Source organism: Pseudomonas sp. SMV71, assembly GCF_052042015.1.
In the GTDB taxonomy this organism is placed as follows: Bacteria; Pseudomonadota; Gammaproteobacteria; order Pseudomonadales; family Pseudomonadaceae; genus Aquipseudomonas.
This window is the reverse complement of sequence record NZ_JBKGGU010000018.1, coordinates 91,527-113,110: the sequence shown is the minus strand read 5'-3', so window position 1 is coordinate 113,110 and position 21,584 is coordinate 91,527. Positions and strand designations below refer to the sequence as shown.

The window sequence follows — 21,584 nt, the reverse complement described above, 5'->3', positions numbered from 1 at the left end:
GATCCGGGCGCGGTTTTTTATTGCCTTGGAAAAATGGTCAGCGGCGAGGGGAGAAATCCCTTTGCCAAAGCGTCATAGCCGGGCTTTTGTGGTAAGGGAGCAAGCTCCCGCTGGGCTGCGCAGCGTCCCCAAGGCAGGCTGAATCTGGTCTGCCTGATTCACCGAGCTGCCAGGTCTTGGGGCTGCTATGCAGCCCAGCGGGAGCAAGCTCCCTCGCCACGGGAGTGAGCGCTCAGCCGATTCAATCCTTGCGGATCCAACGCGCCTGGCGCCAGGCCTGTTGCTGCGCCTCTGTCTGGAAGGTCCAGGCCACGAAGCGGCTCTGCTTTTGCCCCTGGGACATTTCCACCACCTGGCTGTGCAGCGCGCCGGCCTTCTTCAGTGCGGCCTGAATCGCCGGCAGGTTCGAGGCTTTCGACACCAGCGTGCTGAACCACAGCACTTGCGTGGCCAGTTGGGCGCTTTCGCCGATCAGTTGCGTCACGAACCGAGCTTCCCCACCTTCGCACCACAACTCAGCGGCCTGGCCACCGAAGTTCAGCACCGGCAGCTTGCGTTTCGGATCGGCCTTGCCCAGTGCTCGCCATTTACGCTGGCTGCCGCGGGTGGCTTCCTCCAGGGAGGCGTGGAACGGTGGATTACACATCGTCAGGTCGAACCGCTCGCTGGCCTCCAACAGGCCCAGCAGAATCTGCTTGCGGTTGGCTTGCTGGCGTAATTCGATGGCCTTGTTCAGCCCGTTGGATTGAACGATGGCTTTGGCAGAGGCAATCGCCACTGAGTCGATCTCCGAACCGAGGAAATGCCAGCGGTAGTCGCTATGGCCGATCAACGGATAGACGCAGTTGGCCCCGGTGCCGATGTCCAGCACCTTGACTGCCGCACCCCGTGGGATTTCCCCGTCGTTATGACTGGCGAGCAGGTCGGCGAGAAAGTGCACATAGTCTGCACGGCCAGGCACCGGCGGGCACAGGTAGTCCGCCGGGATGTCCCAGTGGGCGATGCCATAGAAGGATTTGAGCAGCGCCCGATTGAACACCCGCACGGCCTCGGGGCTGGCAAAGTCGATGCTTTCCTTGCCGTAGGGGTTGATGATCACGAACTTCGCCAGCTCCGGCGTTGACTTGATCAACGCCGGGAAGTCGTAGCGGCCCTGGTGGCGGTTGCGCGGGTGCAGGCTGGCTTTCTCCCGTGGCGCCACGGTCTTCGCCTCGGTGGCGGGCTTGGGCTTCTGGCGGGCTGGTTTTGAGGAGCGAGGGGCGGTCATGGGCGAGTCGATTCGGGGGTGGTTCGGAAAAGTGGTGGGTATTGTCCCATATCCAGGCTGGTTCTGACGGCGGCCTTGGGTAAATGTGGGAGCGAGCCTGCTCGCGATTAGCGGTGGATCAGGCGACATTGATGTCACTGATCCGACGCTATCGTCGGATCGCCGCCCGGAGCAGGCTCGCTCCCACAAGGAATTCAGTGATTGGGAGAAAGTGCCAGGCAGAAAAAAGGAGGCCACCAGGGCCTCCTTCTTCCAGCTACGAGCTGCCCTTACAGGCTAGAGATCCGCACGTGCTGCTCGGCCAGCTTGCCCAAAGCCTGTTCGGCCTCGGCCAGTTTGGCGCGTTCCTTCTCGATGACGTCGGCCGGGGCCTTGTCGACGAAGCCGGAGTTGGACAGCTTACCGCCGACCCGCTGCACTTCGCCTTTGAGGCGCAGGATTTCCTTGTCCAGGCGCGCCAGTTCGGCGGCCTTGTCGATCAGGCCGGCCATCGGCACCAGCACTTCCATCTCGCCAACCAGCGCGGTGGCCGACAGCGGCGCTTCTTCGCCAGCGGCCAGGACAGTCACCGACTCGAGCTTCGCCAGTTTCTTGAGCAGCGCCTCGTTTTCGTTGAGGCGGCGCAGGTCTTCGGCGTTGGCGTTCTTCAGGAACAGGGTCAGCGGTTTACCCGGGCCGATGTTCATTTCGGCGCGGATGTTACGCAGGCCAAGCATGAAGGTCTTGAGCCATTCGATGTCGTCTTCGGCTGCCGGATCGATGCGGCTTTCGTTGGCCATCGGCCAGGGTTGCAGCATGATCGTCTTGCCCTGGGCACCGGCCAGCGGCGCGACGCGCTGCCAGATTTCCTCGGTGATGAACGGCATGAACGGATGGGCCAGGCGCAAAGCTACTTCCAGCACGCGAACCAGAGTACGACGGGTGCCGCGCTGACGCTCGACCGGGGCGTTTTCGTCCCACAGCACCGGCTTGGACAGTTCCAGGTACCAGTCGCAATACTGGTTCCAGATGAACTCGTACAAGGCTTGTGCGGCCAGGTCGAAACGGAACTGGTCCAGTTGGCGGGTCACTTCGGCTTCGGTGCGTTGCAGCTGGGAAATGATCCAGCGATCAGCCAGGGTCAGTTCGAAGGCTTCGCCGTTCTGGCCGCAGTCTTCACCTTTGTCCAGCACGTAGCGCGCGGCGTTCCAGATCTTGTTGCAGAAGTTGCGATAGCCTTCGACGCGGCCCATGTCGAACTTGATGTCGCGACCGGTGGACGCCAGCGAGCAGAAGGTGAAACGCAGGGCGTCGGTGCCATAGCTGGCGATGCCCTCGGCGAATTCTTCGCGGGTGGCCTTCTCGATTTTCTTCGCCAGTTTCGGCTGCATCAGGCCGGAAGTACGCTTTTGCACCAGCGTTTCCAGGTCGATGCCGTCGATGATGTCCAGCGGGTCCAGGACGTTGCCCTTGGACTTGGACATCTTCTGGCCCTGACCGTCGCGCACCAGGCCGTGGACGTAGACCGTCTTGAACGGAACCTGCGGCGTGCCGTCCTCGTTCTTCACCAGGTGCATGGTCAGCATGATCATCCGGGCGACCCAGAAGAAAATGATGTCGAAGCCGGTGACCAGTACGTCGGTGGAGTGGAATTTCTTCAGGAATTCGGTCTGCTGTGGCCAGCCCAGGGTCGAGAAGGTCCACAGGCCCGAGCTGAACCAGGTGTCGAGCACATCGTTGTCCTGTTGCAAGGCAACGTCCGGGCCGAGGTTGTGCTTGGCACGAACTTCGGCTTCATCGCGACCGACATAGACCTTGCCCGATTCGTCGTACCAGGCCGGGATGCGGTGGCCCCACCACAGCTGACGGCTGATGCACCAGTCCTGGATGTCGCGCATCCACGAGAAGTACATGTTTTCGTACTGCTTGGGTACGAACTGGATACGACCATCTTCGACGGCGGCAATCGCCGGCTCGGCCAGCGGCTTGGTGGACACGTACCACTGGTCGGTCAGCCACGGTTCGATGATGGTGCCGGAACGGTCGCCTTTCGGGACTTTCAGGGCGTGATCGTCGACGCTGACCAGCAGCCCGGCGGCCTCGAAGGCTGCGACGATCTGTTTGCGCGCTTCGAAGCGGTCGAGGCCGGCGTACTCAGCCGGAATCTGGCCGTCGATGCTTTCGTTCAACGTGCCGTCAAGGTTGAACACTTGTGCGGCCGGCAGGACGTTGGCGTTCTTGTCGAAAATGTTCAGCAGCGGCAGGTTGTGGCGCTTGCCGACTTCGTAGTCGTTGAAGTCGTGGGCCGGGGTGATCTTCACGCAGCCGGTGCCGAACTCGGGGTCGCAGTAGTCATCCCCGATGATCGGGATGCGACGACCCACCAGCGGCAGCTCGACAAACTTGCCGATCAAGGCCTGATAGCGCTCGTCGTTCGGGTTCACCGCCACGGCGGCGTCGCCGAGCATGGTCTCCGGACGCGTGGTGGCCACGATCAGGTAGGCTTTGCCTTCGGCAGTCTTGGCACCGTCGGCCAGCGGGTATTTCAGGTTCCACAGGAAACCTTTCTCGTCGTGGTTCTCCACTTCGAGGTCGGAAATCGCCGTGTGCAGCTTGGTGTCCCAGTTGACCAGGCGCTTGCCGCGATAGATCAGCCCGTCTTCGTGCAGGCGCACAAAGGCTTCCTTCACCGCTTCCGAGAGGCCATCGTCCATGGTGAAGCGCTCGCGGCTCCAGTCCACGGACGAGCCGAGGCGGCGGATCTGACGGCTGATGTTGCCACCGGACTCGTCTTTCCATTCCCAGACTTTCTCGAGGAATTTCTCACGGCCCAGGTCATGGCGATTCTGGCCCTGGGCTTCGAGGCGGCGTTCCACCAGCATCTGCGTGGCGATACCGGCGTGGTCGGTGCCGGGCTGCCACAGGGTGTCGCGACCCTGCATGCGGCGGAAACGGATCAGCGCGTCCATGATCGCGTTGTTGAAGCCGTGGCCCATGTGCAGGCTGCCGGTGACGTTCGGCGGCGGGATCATGATGGTGTAGGAATCGCCCGCGCCTTGCGGAGCGAAATAATTCTCGGACTCCCAGGTGTTGTACCAGGAAGTTTCAATGGCGTGCGGCTGGTAGGTCTTATCCATGCGCGGCGGGACCCTATAGGCATTTATTCAGGAAAAGCCGGGAAGTATAGCCGCCGGGCCGGCGGCAAGCTATAAGCGGCAAGCGGCAAGCGGCAAGCGGAGAAACTGGCTTTTGATTTTGCTTTTACTTGCAGCTCAAAGCTTGCCGCTTGCAGCTGCGGCGACCAGCCGCTCCATCCTTGCTTCCAGCCGGCGCTTGATCTCGGTCTCGATGTGCGGGGCGAAGTCGTCGATGACGTCTTGCATGATCAACTGCGCGGCGGCCCGCAGCTCGCTGTCCAGATGCAGCAGCGCGTCGGGACCCTTGGGTTCGGCCTTGGCGACAGGCTTGGGTTCGGGCTGGCCGTGGATCGGGTCGAACAGCAGCGGGATCTGTTCTTCATGCACGGGCGCTTGCACGACCGTGTCGGTCAACAGGGGCGGTTGCAGAGTGTCGTCGCCGAGCAATTGGCGGATCGACTCGAGGTCATCCAGCAGATGTGCGGGTTTTTGCGGCGGTTTTGGAGTGTCCATCGTAGGCTCAGAGTCGCTGTAAACGGTGGTCTTGCAGAGAATAGCCCTGTTCGCGGTAGAAACGGAAACTCTCGCGCGCGGCTTGCCGGATGGTCGGGTCTTCCACCACCACTTCTGCCACGCGGGCAAAGCGTGGGGCAAAGGCTGGTACTTTCAGGTCGAGGTTGACCAGCAGGTCCTGGTGCTGACCGCAGTCATCCCCCAGCCCCAGCACGATCAGCCCTTCGGGTTCGCTTTCGGCCGGCCCGTGGGGCACGAAGCTTTCACCCTTGAAGGCCCACAGGCGTGCATCCAGGTCCTCGCGCTGGGCGGCATCGCTGCAATGCAGGTAGATGCGGTGGCCCATGCGCCAGGCTTTTTCGGTGAGCTTGCAGGCGAAATCCAGCCGTGCCGCCGGATCGGCGCTGGGCAGGATATAGAAATCGACTTTGGTCATTGCGGTTCCTGAGCCGTTACTGGCGCCACCCGCAGGCGGCGCCAGGAACGGTTATCGGTGTCAGGCCTTGGCGCGATCCAGCAGGTACTGGGTCAGCAGGGGCACCGGACGACCGGTGGCGCCCTTGTCCTTGCCACCGCTGGTCCAGGCCGTGCCGGCGATGTCCAGGTGCGCCCAGTTCAGGTTCTTGGTGAAGCGCGACAGGAAGCACGCGGCGGTGATGGTCCCGGCCTTCGGCCCGCCGATGTTGGCGATGTCGGCGAACGGGCTGTCCAGCTGCTCCTGGTACTCATCGAACAGCGGCAGTTGCCAGGCGCGGTCGTCGGCTTGCTGGCCGGCGCTGAGCAATTGGCCGATCAGCTCGTCGTTGTTGCCCAGAAGGCCCGAAGTGTGGGCGCCCAGGGCGACGACGCAGGCGCCGGTCAGGGTCGCGATGTCGATCACCGCTTGCGGCTTGAAGCGCTCGGAGTAGGTGAGGGCGTCGCACAGCACCAGGCGGCCTTCGGCGTCGGTGTTGAGGATTTCCACGGTCTGGCCGCTCATGGTGGTGACGATGTCGCCCGGACGCGAGGCGGTGCCGCTGGGCATGTTCTCGGCGCAGGCCAGGATGCACACCAGGTTGATCGGCAGTTTCAGTTCGAGCACGGCGCGCAGGGTGCCGAGCACGCTGGCGGCGCCGCCCATGTCGTACTTCATTTCATCCATGCCGGCGCCCGGCTTGAGGCTGATGCCGCCGGTGTCGAAGGTGATGCCCTTGCCAACCAGTGCGTAAGGCTTCTCGGACTTCTTGCCGCCGTTGTATTGCATGACGATCAGGCGCGGTGGCTGGGCGCTGCCCTGGCCGACGGCGTAGAACGAACCCATGCCCAGGTCCTTGATCTTCTTCTCGTCGAAGACTTCGACCTTCAGGCTCTTGAATTCCTTGCCCAGCGCCTTGGCCTGTTCCCCCATGAATGTCGGGTGGCAGATGTTCGGCGGCAGGTTGCCCAGGTCGCGAGTGAAGGCCATGCCGTTGGCAATCGCGGTGGCGTGGGTCACGGCGCGCTGGACTTCAGCCTGGGCGGCCTTGATGGTCAGCAGGGTGATTTTTTTCAGGGCGCGGGGTTCGGCTTTCTGGCTCTTGAAACGGTCGAACTGGTATTCGCCGTCCAGCAGGGTTTCGGCCAGCAGGCGGTTCTTGCCATAGCTGTCGCGGCCCTTGACCACCAGTTCATCCAGGGCCAGGACCGCATCTGCGCCGCCCAGGCTCTTGAGCGTACCGAGCACGCCGGCGATGATCTTGCGCAGCGGGCGGTCGCCCAGTTCGGTGTCCTTGCCTACGCCAACCAGCAACACGCGGTCGGCCTTGAGATTGGGCAGGTTGTGCAGCAACAGGCTCTGGCCCACTTTGCCGGCCAGGTCGCCACGCTTGAGCACGGCGCCGATGGCGCCGCCGCTCAGCGCGTCGAGCTGGGTGGCGACGACGCCGAGCTTGCGCTCTTCACCGACGGCCACGACCAGTGTGGCGGTCTTCAACGTTTCTGGGCTGACGCTTTTTACAACCAGTTCCATGTCCGGATCCCTGAGTGAATGGTCAAGATGCCAGGCGCTGACTGTGGCGAGGGAGCTGATTCCCGCTCGGTCGCACAGCAACCGCGAAGAGGCGGGGTCTGCTGCGCAGTCCGGCGGGAGCAAGCTCCCTCGCCACAAGTCCTGAGTGAAGCAGTCACGGTCGCGCCGGCGACAAAGGCCGCAGTTTGAACCCCGGCGCCCGAGCCTGACAACCCTCGCTTTGCAGCTTTAAGCAGCGGGTTAAAGCGTGCGCAGTGACAGGCGCCTCCAATCACAGGATAATGCGGCTCTTTTTTCGGCGGCGCGCTTCTGGCGGGCCGGCTCGATACGTTGCTTGTTTGGCCGCCTGAGCCTGACAATCCTGGAGTGTCTGGTTTGATCGTCTTCCGTTATCTATCCCGCGAAGTCCTGCTGACCCTGAGCGCCGTCAGCGCCGTGCTGCTGGTCATCATCATGAGCGGGCGCTTCATCAAGTACCTCGCCCAGGCGGCCTCCGGGGCCCTGGACCCGGGCTCGCTGTTCCTGATTATGGGGTTCCGCCTGCCGGGCTTTTTGCAGCTGATCCTGCCCCTGGGGTTGTTCCTGGGCATCCTGCTGGCGTACGGCCGGTTGTACCTGGACAGCGAAATGACCGTGCTGTCGGCCACCGGCATGAGCCAGCAACGTCTGTTTCGCATGACCCTGTTCCCGGCGACGCTGGTGGCGCTGGTGGTGGCCTGGCTGAGCCTGAGTCTGTCGCCCCAGGGCGCCAACCAGTTCCAGTTGCTGATCAACCAGCAGGACGCCATGACCGAATTCGACACCCTGGTGCCGGGCCGCTTCCAGGCCTTGCGCGATGGCACGCGGGTGACCTATACCGAGCAGCTGTCGGATGACCGGGTCAACCTGGGCGGCGTGTTCATCACCCAGAAGAACCTGTCTTCGGATGAGAAGAAGGACCGCGGCATTTCCGTGCTGGTGGCCGAAAAGGGCCGTCAGCAGATCAGCCCCGAGGGCAACCGCTACCTGATCCTGGAAAACGGCTATCGCTACGACGGCAAGCCGGGCCAGGCCGATTACCGGGCGATCCAGTACGAGACCTATGGCGTGCTGCTGCCCAAGCCCGAGGTCAGCGAAGAAGTCACCGACCGCGACGCCATGCCCACCGCCAGCCTGTTGGGCAGCGATGACATTCGCGCCCGCACCGAACTGCAATGGCGCTTGTCGCTGCCGTTGCTGGTGTTCATCGTGACCCTCATGGCGGTCCCGCTGGCGCGGGTCAATCCACGCCAGGGTCGTTTCCTCAAGCTGCTGCCGGCGATTCTTCTCTATATGGCTTACCTGACCATCCTGATCTCCGCCCGTGGGGCCCTGGAAAAAGGCAAGATTGCACCGACGCTGGGCCTGTGGTGGGTGCACGGCATCTTCCTGGCCATTGGCCTGGGGCTGCTCTATTGGGAGCCGCTGCGTCTGAAACTGGCCAGCCGCCGCAACGTGTCGGAGGTGGCCCGTGGTTAAACTCGACCGCTACATCGGCAGCAGCGTGTTCATGGCGATCCTCGCGGTGCTGGGGATTATCCTTGGCCTGGCGACCCTGTTTGCCTTCATCGACGAAATGAGCGACGTCAGTGATACCTATACCCTGGCGGACGTGGCGAGCTACGTGCTGTTGACCGCGCCACGGCGGCTCTACGACATGTTGCCGATGGCCGCATTGATCGGTTGCCTGATCGGCCTGGGCAGCCTGGCGAGCAACAGCGAGCTGACCATCATGCGCGCCGCCGGCGTGTCCATCGGACGGATCGTCTGGGCGGTGATGAAGCCGATGCTGGTGCTGATGCTGGTGGGCATACTGATCGGTGAGTACGTCGCCCCGGCAACCGAAAATACCGCCCAGGCCAACCGCTCCCTGGCCCAGGGTGGCGGCGATGCGCAAAGCGCCAAGCATGGCCTGTGGCACCGCCAGGGCGACGAGTTCATCCACATCAACTCGGTGCAGCCCAACGGCGTGCTTTATGGGGTGACCCGCTATCGCTTCGACGACCAGCGGCACATGCTTTCGTCGAGCTTTGCCAAGCGCGCGAACTTCGTCGAGGACCACTGGCAGCTGACTGATGTCACCACCACACTGTTCCACGACAAACGCACCGAAGTGGTCGCTGCCCCAGAGGAGCGCTGGGACGTGTCCATCAGCCCGCAACTGCTGAGCACCGTGGTGATGGCGCCGGAATCCCTGTCGATTACCGGATTGTGGGGTTACATCCACTATCTGGCGGATCAGGGTTTGAACAACGGTCGCTACTGGCTGGCTTTTTGGGTCAAGGTGTTGCAACCGTTGGTCACCGCCGCCCTGGTCCTGATGGCGATCTCCTTCATCTTCGGCCCGCTGCGTTCGGTGACCCTCGGACAGCGGGTGTTTACCGGCGTGCTGGTGGGGTTCACCTTCCGTATCGCCCAGGATCTGCTGGGGCCGTCGAGCCTGGTGTTCGGTTTCTCGCCGCTGTTCGCGGTGCTGGTGCCGGCCGGGGTCTGCGCGCTGGCGGGGCTCTGGCTGCTGCGCCGGGCGGGTTGAGCCAAATTCAAGGCGAGCGGGCTTCTGTGGCGAGGGAGCTTGCTCCCTCGCCACAAACGCTCATCGACAGGCGAGCGTGACGCTCGTGCGCTGTATCAGGTACAATTCCCGGCTATTTTTCGGCGGGCCATGCCTGCAGCCTTTTTGAGTGTTGATCCGTGAGTGATTTGAGTCATATCCGCAATTTCTCCATCATCGCCCACATTGACCATGGCAAGTCGACGCTGGCTGATCGCTTCATCCAGATGTGCGGCGGCCTGGCCGAACGCGAAATGGAAGCCCAGGTCCTGGACTCCATGGACCTCGAGCGTGAGCGCGGCATCACCATCAAGGCCCACAGCGTCACCCTCTATTACAAAGCCCGCGACGGCATCACCTACCAGCTGAACTTCATTGACACCCCCGGCCACGTCGACTTCACCTACGAAGTCAGCCGCTCGCTGGCGGCCTGTGAAGGCGCGTTGCTGGTGGTCGACGCCGGCCAGGGCGTCGAGGCGCAGTCGGTTGCCAACTGCTACACGGCTATCGAACAAGGCCTGGAAGTCATGCCAGTGCTGAACAAGATCGACCTGCCTCAGGCCGATCCGGAGCGCGTGAAGGAAGAAATCGAGAAAATCATCGGCATCGACGCCACTGACGCGGTCACTTGCAGCGCCAAGACCGGCCTGGGCGTGGACGAAGTGCTCGAGCGCCTGGTGACCACCATTCCGGCGCCGACCGGCAATGTCGAAGATCCGCTGCAGGCGTTGATCATCGACTCCTGGTTCGACAACTACCTGGGCGTCGTTTCCCTGGTCCGCGTGCGCCAGGGCCGTGTGAAAAAGGGCGACAAGATCCTGGTCAAGTCCACCGGCAAGATCCACCTGGTGGACAGCGTCGGTGTCTTCAACCCGAAACACACCGCCACCACTGACCTGAAGGCCGGTGAAGTGGGTTTCATCATCGCCGGCATCAAGGACATCCACGGGGCGCCGGTCGGCGACACCCTGACCTTGAGTTCCACTCCCGACGTCGATGTGCTGCCTGGCTTCAAGCGTATCCAGCCGCAGGTCTATGCCGGCCTGTTCCCGGTCAGCTCCGACGACTTCGAGGATTTCCGCGAAGCCCTGCAGAAGCTGACCCTGAACGACTCGTCCCTGCAATACACCCCGGAAAGCTCCGACGCCCTGGGCTTCGGCTTCCGTTGCGGGTTCCTGGGCATGCTGCACATGGAGATCATCCAGGAGCGCCTGGAGCGCGAGTACGACCTGGACCTGATCACCACCGCCCCGACGGTTATCTTCGAGCTGCTGCTCAAGAACGGTGAAACCATCTACGTCGACAACCCGTCCAAGCTTCCGGACCTGTCGGCCATCGAAGACATGCGCGAACCGATCGTTCGCGCCAATATCCTTGTGCCTCAAGAGCACCTGGGTAACGTCATTACCCTGTGCATCGAGAAGCGTGGCGTACAGCGCGACATGCTGTTCCTGGGGTCGCAGGTCCAGGTGACCTACGACCTGCCGATGAACGAAGTGGTGCTGGACTTCTTCGATCGCTTGAAATCCACCAGTCGCGGCTATGCTTCGCTGGACTATCATTTCGATCGCTACCAATCGGCTAATCTGGTGAAGCTGGACGTGCTGATCAACGGTGACAAGGTCGATGCCCTGGCATTGATCGTGCACCGCGACAACGCGCACTACAAGGGACGTGCGTTGACCGAGAAGATGAAGGATCTGATTCCGCGGCAGATGTTCGACGTAGCGATCCAGGCCGCCATCGGCGGGCAGATCGTCGCGCGGACAACCGTCAAGGCGCTCAGAAAGAACGTATTGGCCAAGTGCTACGGCGGCGACGTCAGCCGTAAGCGCAAGCTGTTGGAAAAGCAGAAGGCCGGTAAGAAACGCATGAAGCAGGTCGGTAACGTGGAAATTCCACAGGAAGCCTTCCTTGCAGTGCTCAGGTTGGAATAGTTAGGTCCTATGTCGCTAAATTTCCCGCTGTTGCTGGTGATCGCCGTGTTCGTCTGCGGCTTGTTGGCGTTGCTCGATCTGTTGTTCCTGGCGCCCCGGCGCCGGGCGGCCATTGCCTCTTATCAGGGCAGCGTCAGCCAGCCTGATGGCGGGGTGGTCGAAAAACTCAACAAGGAACCGCTGCTGGTCGAATACGGCAAGTCGTTCTTCCCGGTGCTCTTCATCGTGCTGGTGCTGCGTTCGTTCCTGGTGGAACCTTTCCAGATCCCGTCCGGCTCGATGAAGCCGACCCTGGACGTGGGCGATTTCATCCTGGTGAACAAGTTTTCCTACGGGATCCGCCTGCCGGTGATCGACAAGAAAATCATCGAGGTGGGTGACCCGCAGCGCGGCGATGTCATGGTGTTCCGCTTCCCCAGCGACCCGAACGTCAACTACATCAAGCGCGTGGTCGGCCTGCCGGGCGACACGGTCCGCTACACCGCCGACAAGCGGTTGTTCGTCAATGGCGAATCGGTGGCCGAGCAGTTGATCGGTTCGGAGCCGGGCACCCTGGGCAGCGCCGAGCTCTATAAGGAAAAACTCGGCCAGGCCGAGCATCTGATCCGCAAGGAAATGAGCCGTTACCGCGCCACTCCGGACCATTCCTGGACGGTGCCGGCGGGGCACTATTTCATGATGGGCGACAATCGCGACAACTCCAACGACAGCCGCTACTGGGATGATCCGAACATTCCCAAGGACCTGCTGGGCATGGTCCCCGACCGGAACATCGTCGGCAAGGCCTTCGCCGTATGGATGAGCTGGCCGGAACCCAAACTCAGTCATCTGCCGAACTTCTCGCGGGTGGGCCTGATCAAGTAACTACACACGGCGCTGTTGAACAGCGCCGAATGCATTTCTGGAGGCTGCTAGGGTTTATATGAAAAGTCGCTGCGCAGGCACTTTTCGTACAAACCCTAAGGCGCCAACGATAGTCAGGACGTCATTTTTGAACACAGCGTTAATTGTCCCAAGCCAACGGTGCATTGCCGTCCCGGCGGTGGAATCCAGCCACGAACTCAGCGTGGGTAAACCGTGAGCGTTTCTCTAAGCCGCCTCGAGCGTCAGCTCGGCTACACCTTCAAAGATCAGGAGCTGATGCTCCTGGCCCTCACGCACCGCAGTTTTGCCGGTCGCAACAACGAGCGCCTGGAATTCCTCGGTGACGCCATCCTCAACTTCGTGGCCGGCGAGGCGCTGTTCGAGCGTTTCCCCCTGGCCCGCGAAGGCCAGTTGTCGCGTTTGCGCGCACGATTGGTAAAAGGTGAGACTCTGGCCGTGCTGGCCCGCGGTTTCGACCTGGGCGAATACCTGCGCCTGGGCTCCGGCGAATTGAAAAGCGGCGGTTTTCGTCGCGAGTCGATCCTGGCCGATGCCCTGGAAGCGTTGATCGGCGCGATCTACCTGGACTCCGGGATGGAAGTGGCCCGCGAACGGGTGCTGGCCTGGCTGACCTCCGAGATCGACAGCCTGACGCTGGTGGACACCAACAAGGACCCGAAGACCCGCTTGCAGGAATTCCTGCAATCGCGCAGCTGCGAGCTGCCGCGCTACGAGGTCGTGGATATCCAGGGCGAGCCGCATTGCCGCACCTTCTTCGTCGAATGCGAAGTTGTCTTACTGAATGAAAAAAGCCGGGGTCAGGGCGTGAGTCGTCGTATTGCCGAACAGGTAGCGGCCGCCGCAGCACTGATAGCCCTGGGCGTGGAGAATGGCAATGACTGATACAAACGTTACCCGCTGCGGCTATGTCGCCATCGTCGGCCGGCCGAACGTGGGCAAGTCTACATTGCTCAATCATATCCTCGGCCAGAAACTGGCGATCACCTCGCGCAAGCCCCAGACCACCCGCCACAACATGCTGGGCATCAAGACCGAGGGCACCGTGCAGGCGATCTATGTCGATACCCCGGGCATGCACAAGGGCGGCGAGAAGGCCCTGAACCGCTACATGAACAAGACCGCTTCGGCGGCGTTGAAAGACGTCGACGTGGTGATCTTCGTGGTCGACCGCACCAAGTGGACCGAGGAAGACCAAATGGTTCTCGAGCGCGTCCAGTACGTGACCGGTCCTTTGATCGTGGCGCTGAACAAGACCGACCGCATCGAAGACAAGGCTGAGCTGATGCCGCACCTGAGCTGGTTGCAGGAGCAACTGCCAAACGCCCAGATCATCCCGATTTCCGCCCAGCACGGCCACAACCTCGATGCGCTGGAGCGAGTGATTGCCGAGCATCTGCCGGAAAACGATCATTTCTTCCCCGAAGACCAGATCACCGACCGCAGCAGCCGTTTCCTGGCCGCTGAACTGGTGCGCGAGAAAATCATGCGCCAGATGGGCGCCGAGCTGCCGTACCAGATCACCGTGGAAATCGAAGAGTTCAAGCAACAGGGCAAGACCCTGCACATCCATGCGCTGATCCTCGTCGAACGTGACGGCCAGAAAAAAATCATCATTGGCGACAAGGGCGAGCGCATCAAGCGCATCGGCACCGAGGCGCGCAAGGACATGGAACTGCTGTTCGACTCCAAGATCATGCTCAACCTGTGGGTGAAGGTGAAGGGCGGCTGGTCCGATGACGAACGGGCGCTGCGTTCGCTGGGTTACGGCGACCTCTGATTCCAGGTTCTGTGCGGGCTGGCTGTTGTGGCGAGGGAGCTTGCTCCCGCTCGGCTGCAAAGCAGTCGTGATATCGGGCATTGCGGTGTATCTGGCTGAGCGAAGTCGCTGGTTTTAGGGCTGCTTTACAGCCCAGCGGGAGCAAGCTCCCTCGCCACATGGTTCTCCTCAACCATTGAAGTCTTTTGATACTCAGGCTCCTGATGTCACCCACCCAACCCATCGCCCAACCTGCCTACGTCCTGCACTCTCGCGCCTACCGCGAAAGCAGTGCCTTGGTGGATTTCCTCACCCCCCAGGGCCGGCTGCGGGCGGTGTTGCGGGGCGCGCGGGGCAAGGCCGGGACGCTGGCGCGACCGTTCGTGCCGCTGGAGGTCGAGTTTCGTGGGCGCGGCGAGCTGAAGAATGTCGCACGCATGGAAAGCAACGGCGTTGCCGCCTGGCTCAACGGCGAAGCGCTGTTCAGCGGCATGTACCTCAATGAGCTGCTGATCCGCCTGCTGCCTGCCGAAGACCCGCACCCGGCGGTCTTCGACCATTACGCCGCCACGCTGCAAGCCCTGGCCGAAGGCCGTCCGCTGGAGCCGCTGCTGCGTTCGTTCGAGTGGCGGCTGCTGGACGACCTGGGCTACGGTTTTGCCCTCGATACCGATCTGCACGGTGCGCCTATCGCAGCGGACGGCCTGTACCGCCTGCAAGTCGACGCGGGCCTGGAGCAGGTGTTCCTGCTGCAACCCGGGTTGTTCAATGGTACCGAGCTTCTGGCCATGGCCGAGGCGGACTGGAGTGCCCCAGGTGCATTGGCTGCCGCCAAGCGGCTGATGCGCCAGGCCTTGGCGGTTCACCTGGGTGGCAAGCCACTGGTCAGTCGCGAGTTGTTTCGCAAGCCCTGAGCAACCCGTATGCTGTGGGCCGAATATTGTCCATTCAGGAGCGCTTTTACGTGAGCACCAGCCATCGCATTCTTCTCGGCGTGAACATCGACCATGTCGCCACCCTGCGCCAGGCCCGCGGTACGCGCTACCCGGATCCGGTCAAGGCTGCGCTGGACGCCGAAGAGGCGGGCGCCGACGGGATCACCGTGCACCTGCGTGAAGACCGCCGGCACATCCAGGAGCGCGACGTGCTGTTGCTCAAGGATGTGCTGCAAACCCGCATGAACTTCGAAATGGGCGTCACTGAGGAAATGATGGCGTTCGCCGAGCGCATCCGCCCGGCGCACATTTGCCTGGTGCCGGAGACGCGCCAGGAACTGACCACCGAAGGCGGACTGGACGTGGCGGGTCAGGAAGCGCGGATCAGGGCGGCGGTGGAGCGGTTGTCGAAAACCGGCGCCGAGGTTTCGCTGTTCATCGACGCCGATGAGCGGCAGATCGAAGCTTCCAAGCGGGTCGGTGCCCCGGCCATCGAATTGCACACCGGTCGCTACGCCGATGCCGAGACGCCCACGGCGGTGGCTGATGAGTTGCAGCGGGTGGCCGATGGCGTCACCTTCGGCCTGGCCCAAGGCCTGATCGTCAACGCCGGACACGGCCTGCATTACCACAACGTCGAAGCGGTGGCAGCCATCAAGGGCATCAACGAGCTGAACATCGGCCATGCGCTGGTGGCCCATGCGTTGTTTGTCGGGTTCAAATCGGCGGTGGTGGAGATGAAGGCGTTGATCCTGGCGGCTGCCAAGGCCTGACCTCCATCACCCCCCCTTGTGGGAATGATTGTTCCCTTGAGGCATCCACTGAACCTGTGGCGAGGGAGCTTGCTCCCGCTTGAGTGCGAAGCACTCACAAAACTGGGGCTGCTGCGCCCGAGGCGTCGGACCGTCCCAGCGGGAGCAAGCTCCCTCGCCACGAGATCATCGCCCAACTCCTTAGCTTGGTTGGCGAGCTTCAGAGCTGTGGGGATTCCTGATTCGGCTTGCTCTTGTCGACGCCGGGTACATGCAGATTGCCCTCGGCCACCTGATCGCCTTCGAGCTGCGGCTGTGTAACCCAGGTGAGAATGTCGTAGTAGCGACGGATGTTCGCCACGAAGTGCACCGGTTCGCCGCCCCGGGCGTAACCGTAGCGGGTCTTGCTGTACCACTGTTTCTGCGACAGGCGCGGCAGGATCTTCTTCACGTCCAGCCACTTGTTCGGGTTCAACCCTTCCTTGGCGGCCAGTTTGCGGGCGTCGTCCAGATGCCCGCTGCCGACGTTGTAGGCGGCGAGGGCGAACCAGGTACGGTCCGGCTCTTCGATGCTCTCGTCCAACTGATCCTTCATGTAGGCCAGGTATTTCGCGCCGCCCATGATACTTTGCTTCGGATCCAGGCGGTTGGACACGCCCATGGCCTGAGCGGTGTTCTGGGTCAGCATCATCAGGCCGCGCACGCCGGTCTTGGACGTGACCGCCGGTTGCCATAACGATTCCTGATAGCCGATGGCGGCCAGCAGGCGCCAATCGACTTTCTCCTGCTTGGCATAGGCCTTGAAGTGCTGTTCGTACTTGGGCAAGCGCTGTTGCAGATGCTGGGCGAAGGTGGTGGCGCCCATGTAGCCGAGAACATCGACGTGCCCGTAATAGCGGTCTTTCAGGCGTTGCAGGGTGCCGTTCTTCTGGACCTTGTCCAGGTAACCGTTGATCTCATTGAGCAGGCTGTTGTCTTCGCCGGGGGCCACCGCCCAGCTCTGGCTGCGGGCGTCGCCCAGGTCGAATGCGACGCGCACGTTGGGGAAGTACACCTGGTTCATCGCCACTTCGTTGGAATCCACCAGGGTCAGGTCGATCTGGCCCTCATCGACCATGCGCAGCAGGTCGACCACTTCTACCGCGTCGGATTCTTCGTATTCGATGCCCGGGTATTGTTGCTTCAGTTGCGCCAGCTGCTCGGCGTGGCTGCTGCCCTTGAGCACCATGATCTTCTTGCCCGCCAGGGCCGCCGCGTCGGTGGGGCGTGACTGACCGTTGCGGTAGATGATCTGCGGGGTGACTTCCAGGTACGGGTGGGAGAACCGTACCTGCTTCTTGCGCGCCTCGCTGCTGACCAGGCCGGCAGCGGCCAATACCGGGCCGTTGGGCTTGCCGACCTGGTTGAACAGGTCGTCGAGGTTGTCGGCGGTCTCGATCTTGAGCTCCACCCCCAAATCGTCGGCGAAGCGCTTCACCAGCTCGTATTCGAAGCCGGTTTCACCGTTGCGATCCTCAAAGTAGGTGGCGGGACTGTTCCGGGTAATTACCCGCAGCACGCCATCCTCCTTTACGCGCTCCAGTGTGTTGGGTTTCTCAACACAACCACTGAGCACCAGGAAGAGTCCGGTTGCGATCAGCCATCTGGCGTACCGCGGACGCAAAGCCGTTGGGGAAAACATCTGCGCAGTATACGCAAACGGCCTGCGCCGCCATATCTCGACAGTAAAAGGCCAGTCTGCTAGCGGTCGCCAAACATGCCCGCAACGCAAGCCGGCCGGCGTGCGGCGGGGTTCGGGCCGCTGAAAAATATCTCATCGGGACTCGTGGAACGAGCGTCCAAACAGGCCTTTGGCGCAAAGGCCGACATTCGGCCGCCACCGTACGTGCCGTTTCGAGTGCCGTTGGCAGCGGTTTAGGCTAGAATGCACGGCCTCAAAGCACACCCCCTTCCCGAGGCTGTCCCGAAGATGTTGATCCTGCGCGGCGCTCCTGCCCTTTCTGCCTTTCGCCACAGCAAACTCCTTGAGCAACTGAGCCAGAAGGTTCCGGCTGTCAGTGGCTTGTATGCTGAATTCGCTCACTTCGCCGAAGTCACCGGCGGGTTGACCGGCGACGAACAGCAGGTGCTCGCGCGCCTTCTGAAGTACGGTCCCAGCGTTCCCGTCCAGGAGCCGACCGGTCGTCTGTTCCTGGTGCTGCCGCGTTTCGGCACCATTTCGCCGTGGTCGAGCAAGGCCAGCGACATCGCCCGCAACTGCGGCCTGGGGAAAATCCAGCGCCTGGAGCGCGGCATTGCCTTTTATGTCGCCGGTGAGTTCAGCGAGGCCGAGGCCCAACTGATCGCCGACGGCCTGCATGACCGCATGACCCAGGTCGTACTGGGTAACCTGGAGCAGGCCGCCGGCCTATTCAGCCACGCCGAGCCCAAGCCGCTGACCGCCATCGACGTGCTGGGCGGCGGTCGCGCCGCGCTGGAAAAAGCCAACGCCGAACTGGGCCTGGCCCTGGCCGAAGACGAGATCGATTACCTGGTCAATGCATTCCAGGGCCTCCAGCGCAATCCCCACGACATCGAACTGATGATGTTCGCCCAGGCCAACTCCGAGCACTGCCGCCACAAGATCTTCAACGCCAGTTGGGACATCGATGGCCAGAGCCAGGAAAAAAGCCTGTTCGGCATGATCAAGAACACCTATCAAATGCACAACGAGGGCGTGCTGTCGGCCTACAAGGACAACGCCGCGGTCATCGTCGGCAACGTCGCCGGCCGGTTCTTCCCGAACCCTGAGACCCGCCAGTACGGTGCGGTCCAGGAACCGGTGCACATCCTGATGAAGGTCGAGACCCACAACCACCCGACCGCGATTGCCCCGTTCCCGGGCGCGTCCACCGGTTCCGGTGGCGAGATCCGCGACGAAGGCGCCACTGGTCGCGGCGCCAAGCCCAAGGCTGGCCTGACCGGCTTCACCGTGTCGAACCTGCAGATCCCGGGTTTCGAACAGCCGTGGGAAAAGCCTTACGGCAAGCCTGAGCGCATCGTCAATGCCCTCGACATCATGATCGAAGGGCCCCTGGGTGGTGCCGCGTTCAACAACGAATTCGGCCGTCCGGCCCTGACCGGCTATTTCCGGACCTTCGAACAATCCATCGCCACCCCGCGTGGTGAGGAAGTCCGGGGTTATCACAAGCCGATCATGCTCGCCGGCGGTATGGGCAACATCCGCGCCGAACACGTGCAGAAAGGCGAAATCGTGGTCGGCTCCAAGTTGATCGTCCTCGGTGGCCCGGCGATGCTGATCGGCCTCGGTGGCGGCGCGGCGTCCTCCATGGCCACCGGCACCAGCTCGGCTGACCTGGACTTCGCCTCGGTCCAGCGGGAAAACCCGGAAATGGAACGCCGCTGCCAGGAGGTCATCGACCGTTGCTGGCAGTTGGGCGAGCAGAACCCCATCAGCTTCATCCACGACGTCGGCGCGGGCGGCCTGTCCAATGCCTTCCCGGAACTGGTCAACGACGGTGGCCGTGGTGGTCGCTTCGAGCTGCGCAACATTCCGAACGACGAGCCGGGCATGGCCCCCCATGAAATCTGGAGCAACGAATCCCAGGAGCGTTACGTCCTGGCGGTCGGCCCGGCCGATTTCGAACGCTTCCAGGCCATCTGCGAGCGCGAGCGTTGCCCGTTCGCCGTGGTCGGTGAAGCCACTGCCGAGCCGCAACTGACCGTCACCGACAGCCACTTCGGTAACAGCCCGGTGGACATGCCGCTGGAAGTGCTGCTGGGCAAGGCTCCGCGCATGCACCGTTCGGCCGTTCGCGAAACCGAGCTGGGCGACGATTTCGATCCGTCCACCCTCGACATCGCCGATTCCATCGAGCGCGTGCTGCATCATCCGGCCGTGGCGAGCAAGAGCTTCCTGATCACTATCGGCGACCGTACCATCACCGGTCTCGTGGCCCGTGACCAGATGGTCGGTCCATGGCAGGTGCCGGTGGCCGACGTGGCCGTGACCGCCACCAGCTTCGACGTCTACACCGGTGAAGCCATGGCCATGGGCGAGCGTACCCCGCTGGCGCTGCTGGACGCTCCGGCGTCGGGCCGCATGGCGATCGGCGAGACCCTGACCAACCTCGCGGCCTCGCGCATCGGCAAGATTTCCGACATCAAGCTGTCGGCCAACTGGATGTCGGCTGCCGGTCATCCGGGTGAAGACGCCCGCCTGTACGACACCGTCAAGGCGGTCGGCATGGAGCTGTGCCCGGAGCTGGGCATCACCATTCCGGTGGGCAAGGACTCCATGTCCATGGCCACCCGCTGGAAAGACCAAGGCGAAGACAAGAGCGTGACCTCGCCGCTGTCGCTGATCGTGACCGGTTTCGCCCCGGTAACGGACATCCGCCAGACCCTGACCCCGCAACTGCGCATGGACAAGGGCACCACCGACCTGATCCTGATCGACCTGGGCCGCGGCCAGAACCGCATGGGCGCCTCGATCCTGGCCCAGGTGCATGGCAAGCTCGGCAAGCAGGCGCCGGACGTCGATGATGCCGAAGACCTGAAGGCGTTCTTCGCCGTGATCCAAGGTCTCAACGCCGACGGTCACCTGCTGGCCTACCACGACCGTTCCGACGGCGGCCTGCTGACCACCGTGGTGGAAATGGCCTTCGCCGGCCACTGCGGCCTGAGCCTGACCCTGGACAGCGTGGCCGAATCCGCCGCCGAAATCCCGGCCATCCTGTTCAACGAAGAGCTGGGCGCCGTGATCCAGGTTCGCCAGGACGCCACCCCGGACATCCTCGCCCAGTTCAGCGCTGCGGGCCTGGCCGACTGCGTCTCGGTGATCGGCCAGCCGATCAACAACGCCCACATCAACATTACCTTCAACGGCGATACCGTCTTCGAAGGCCAGCGCCGCTTGTTGCAGCGCCAGTGGGCTGAAACCAGCTACCAGATCCAGCGCCTGCGCGATAACGCCGAGTGCGCCGAGCAGGAGTTCGACGCCCTGCTGGAAGAAGATAACCCGGGCCTGAGCGCCAAGCTCAGCTACGACGTCAATCAGGACGTGGCGGCGCCCTACATCAAGAAAGGTATTCGCCCACAGGTGGCGGTCCTGCGTGAGCAAGGTGTCAACGGCCAGGTGGAAATGGCCGCGGCGTTCGACCGCGCCGGTTTCAACGCGATCGACGTGCACATGAGCGACATCCTCGCCGGTCGTGTCGACCTGAACGACTTCAAGGGCATGGTCGCCTGTGGCGGCTTCTCCTACGGTGACGTCCTGGGTGCCGGTGAAGGCTGGGCCAAGTCCGCACTGTTCAACAGCCGCGCCCGCGATGCGTTCCAGGGTTTCTTCGAGCGCACCGATAGCTTCACCCTCGGCGTGTGCAACGGTTGCCAGATGATGTCCAACCTGCACGAACTGATTCCGGGCAGCGAGTTCTGGCCGCACTTCGTGCGTAACCGTTCCGAGCAGTTCGAAGCCCGCGTGGCGATGGTCCAGGTGCAGGAGTCGAACTCGATCTTCCTGCAAGGCATGGCCGGTTCGCGCATGCCGATCGCCATCGCCCACGGTGAAGGCCATGCGGAGTTCGAAAGCGAGGAAGCCTTGCTCGAAGCCGATCTGTCCGGTTGCGTGGCGCTGCGCTTCGTCGACAACCACGGCAAGGTCACCGAAACCTACCCGGCCAACCCGAACGGCTCGCCACGCGGGATCACCGGCCTGACCAGCCGCGACGGCCGCGTCACGATCATGATGCCGCACCCGGAGCGGGTCTTCCGTGCGGTGCAGAACTCGTGGCGTTCGGACGACTGGAACGAAGACGCGCCATGGATGCGCATGTTCCGCAACGCACGCGTCTGGGTGAACTAAA

Annotated in this window: 15 protein-coding genes; 9 read left to right on the top strand and 6 right to left on the bottom strand. The window is 62.6% G+C overall.

The window, feature by feature from the left end:
* Positions 1-241 precede the first annotated feature (241 nt).
* The 5 genes from rlmF to ACLEJQ_RS19155 all read right to left on the bottom strand — a co-directional run bounded on the left by rlmF (position 242) and on the right by ACLEJQ_RS19155 (position 6,883).
* Complete coding sequence (gene rlmF / locus ACLEJQ_RS19175; RefSeq protein WP_440797465.1) at positions 242-1,267, bottom strand: 23S rRNA (adenine(1618)-N(6))-methyltransferase RlmF; 1,026 nt, start codon at positions 1,265-1,267, stop codon at positions 242-244.
* Between the two features lie 269 nt (positions 1,268-1,536).
* Positions 1,537-4,383, bottom strand: a complete 2,847-nt coding sequence (locus ACLEJQ_RS19170; RefSeq protein WP_440797463.1) for a valine--tRNA ligase — start codon at positions 4,381-4,383, stop codon at positions 1,537-1,539.
* Between the two features lie 135 nt (positions 4,384-4,518).
* Complete coding sequence (locus tag ACLEJQ_RS19165) at positions 4,519-4,896, bottom strand: DNA polymerase III subunit chi (protein ID WP_440797461.1); 378 nt, start codon at positions 4,894-4,896, stop codon at positions 4,519-4,521.
* A 7-nt stretch (positions 4,897-4,903) separates the two neighbouring features.
* Complete coding sequence (locus tag ACLEJQ_RS19160) at positions 4,904-5,332, bottom strand: DNA polymerase III subunit chi (RefSeq protein ID WP_440797460.1); 429 nt, start codon at positions 5,330-5,332, stop codon at positions 4,904-4,906.
* Between the two features lie 60 nt (positions 5,333-5,392).
* Positions 5,393-6,883 (bottom strand): leucyl aminopeptidase, encoded by a 1,491-nt coding sequence (locus ACLEJQ_RS19155; RefSeq protein ID WP_440797459.1) that lies wholly within the window; start codon positions 6,881-6,883, stop codon positions 5,393-5,395.
* A gap of 375 nt (positions 6,884-7,258) precedes the next feature.
* Between ACLEJQ_RS19155 and lptF the strand changes: the two genes are divergently transcribed.
* From lptF to pdxJ, 8 genes are all read left to right on the top strand, one after another.
* Positions 7,259-8,380, top strand: coding sequence for an LPS export ABC transporter permease LptF (gene lptF, locus ACLEJQ_RS19150; RefSeq protein WP_440797457.1), 1,122 nt, complete (start codon positions 7,259-7,261; stop codon positions 8,378-8,380).
* On the top strand, positions 8,373-9,434 hold the full coding sequence (gene lptG / locus ACLEJQ_RS19145) for an LPS export ABC transporter permease LptG (protein WP_440797455.1): 1,062 nt from the start codon (positions 8,373-8,375) through the stop codon (positions 9,432-9,434). The genes lptF and lptG overlap by 8 nt, the downstream gene beginning before the upstream one ends.
* A 158-nt stretch (positions 9,435-9,592) precedes the next feature.
* Entirely contained in the window at positions 9,593-11,389 is a 1,797-nt protein-coding gene (gene lepA / locus ACLEJQ_RS19140; RefSeq protein WP_440797453.1) for a translation elongation factor 4, read from the top strand.
* A gap of 9 nt (positions 11,390-11,398) precedes the next feature.
* Positions 11,399-12,253, top strand: coding sequence for a signal peptidase I (lepB, locus tag ACLEJQ_RS19135; protein ID WP_440797451.1), 855 nt, complete (start codon positions 11,399-11,401; stop codon positions 12,251-12,253).
* 213 nt (positions 12,254-12,466) lie between these two features.
* Positions 12,467-13,156, top strand: a complete 690-nt coding sequence (gene rnc / locus ACLEJQ_RS19130; protein ID WP_440797449.1) for a ribonuclease III — start codon at positions 12,467-12,469, stop codon at positions 13,154-13,156.
* On the top strand, positions 13,149-14,051 hold the full coding sequence (gene era / locus ACLEJQ_RS19125) for a GTPase Era (protein ID WP_440797447.1): 903 nt from the start codon (positions 13,149-13,151) through the stop codon (positions 14,049-14,051). Before rnc ends, era begins: the two co-directional genes overlap by 8 nt.
* Positions 14,052-14,254: 203 nt before the next feature.
* The gene (gene recO, locus ACLEJQ_RS19120) at positions 14,255-14,944 is read left to right on the top strand and encodes a DNA repair protein RecO (protein WP_440797445.1); all 690 of its coding nucleotides are present in this window, start codon (positions 14,255-14,257) and stop codon (positions 14,942-14,944) included.
* 50 nt (positions 14,945-14,994) lie between these two features.
* A complete protein-coding gene (gene pdxJ, locus ACLEJQ_RS19115; protein WP_440797443.1) occupies positions 14,995-15,738 on the top strand; it encodes a pyridoxine 5'-phosphate synthase in 744 nt (247 codons plus the stop codon).
* A 199-nt stretch (positions 15,739-15,937) separates the two neighbouring features.
* Here pdxJ and mltF read toward each other — a convergent pair whose 3' ends face one another.
* Positions 15,938-17,398 carry a membrane-bound lytic murein transglycosylase MltF gene (mltF, locus tag ACLEJQ_RS19110; protein WP_440797441.1) on the bottom strand — a complete coding sequence of 487 codons (1,461 nt, stop codon included), beginning with the start codon at positions 17,396-17,398 and terminating at the stop codon, positions 15,938-15,940.
* Between the two features lie 288 nt (positions 17,399-17,686).
* Between mltF and purL the strand changes: the two genes are divergently transcribed.
* The gene (purL, locus tag ACLEJQ_RS19105; protein WP_440797439.1) at positions 17,687-21,583 is read left to right on the top strand and encodes a phosphoribosylformylglycinamidine synthase; all 3,897 of its coding nucleotides are present in this window, start codon (positions 17,687-17,689) and stop codon (positions 21,581-21,583) included.
* Position 21,584 lies beyond the last annotated feature (1 nt).

Coding starts and splice junctions, on each gene's coding strand:
- ACLEJQ_RS19165 (WP_440797461.1), bottom strand. CDS start 4,896: ATGGACACTCCAAAACCGCCGCAAAAACCCGCACATCTGCTGGATGAC.
- ACLEJQ_RS19155 (WP_440797459.1), bottom strand. CDS start 6,883: ATGGAACTGGTTGTAAAAAGCGTCAGCCCAGAAACGTTGAAGACCGCC.
- recO (WP_440797445.1), top strand. CDS start 14,255: ATGTCACCCACCCAACCCATCGCCCAACCTGCCTACGTCCTGCACTCT.
- ACLEJQ_RS19170 (WP_440797463.1), bottom strand. CDS start 4,383: ATGGATAAGACCTACCAGCCGCACGCCATTGAAACTTCCTGGTACAAC.
- era (WP_440797447.1), top strand. CDS start 13,149: ATGACTGATACAAACGTTACCCGCTGCGGCTATGTCGCCATCGTCGGC.
- lepB (WP_440797451.1), top strand. CDS start 11,399: ATGTCGCTAAATTTCCCGCTGTTGCTGGTGATCGCCGTGTTCGTCTGC.
- mltF (WP_440797441.1), bottom strand. CDS start 17,398: ATGTTTTCCCCAACGGCTTTGCGTCCGCGGTACGCCAGATGGCTGATC.
- rlmF (WP_440797465.1), bottom strand. CDS start 1,267: ATGACCGCCCCTCGCTCCTCAAAACCAGCCCGCCAGAAGCCCAAGCCC.
- ACLEJQ_RS19160 (WP_440797460.1), bottom strand. CDS start 5,332: ATGACCAAAGTCGATTTCTATATCCTGCCCAGCGCCGATCCGGCGGCA.
- purL (WP_440797439.1), top strand. CDS start 17,687: ATGTTGATCCTGCGCGGCGCTCCTGCCCTTTCTGCCTTTCGCCACAGC.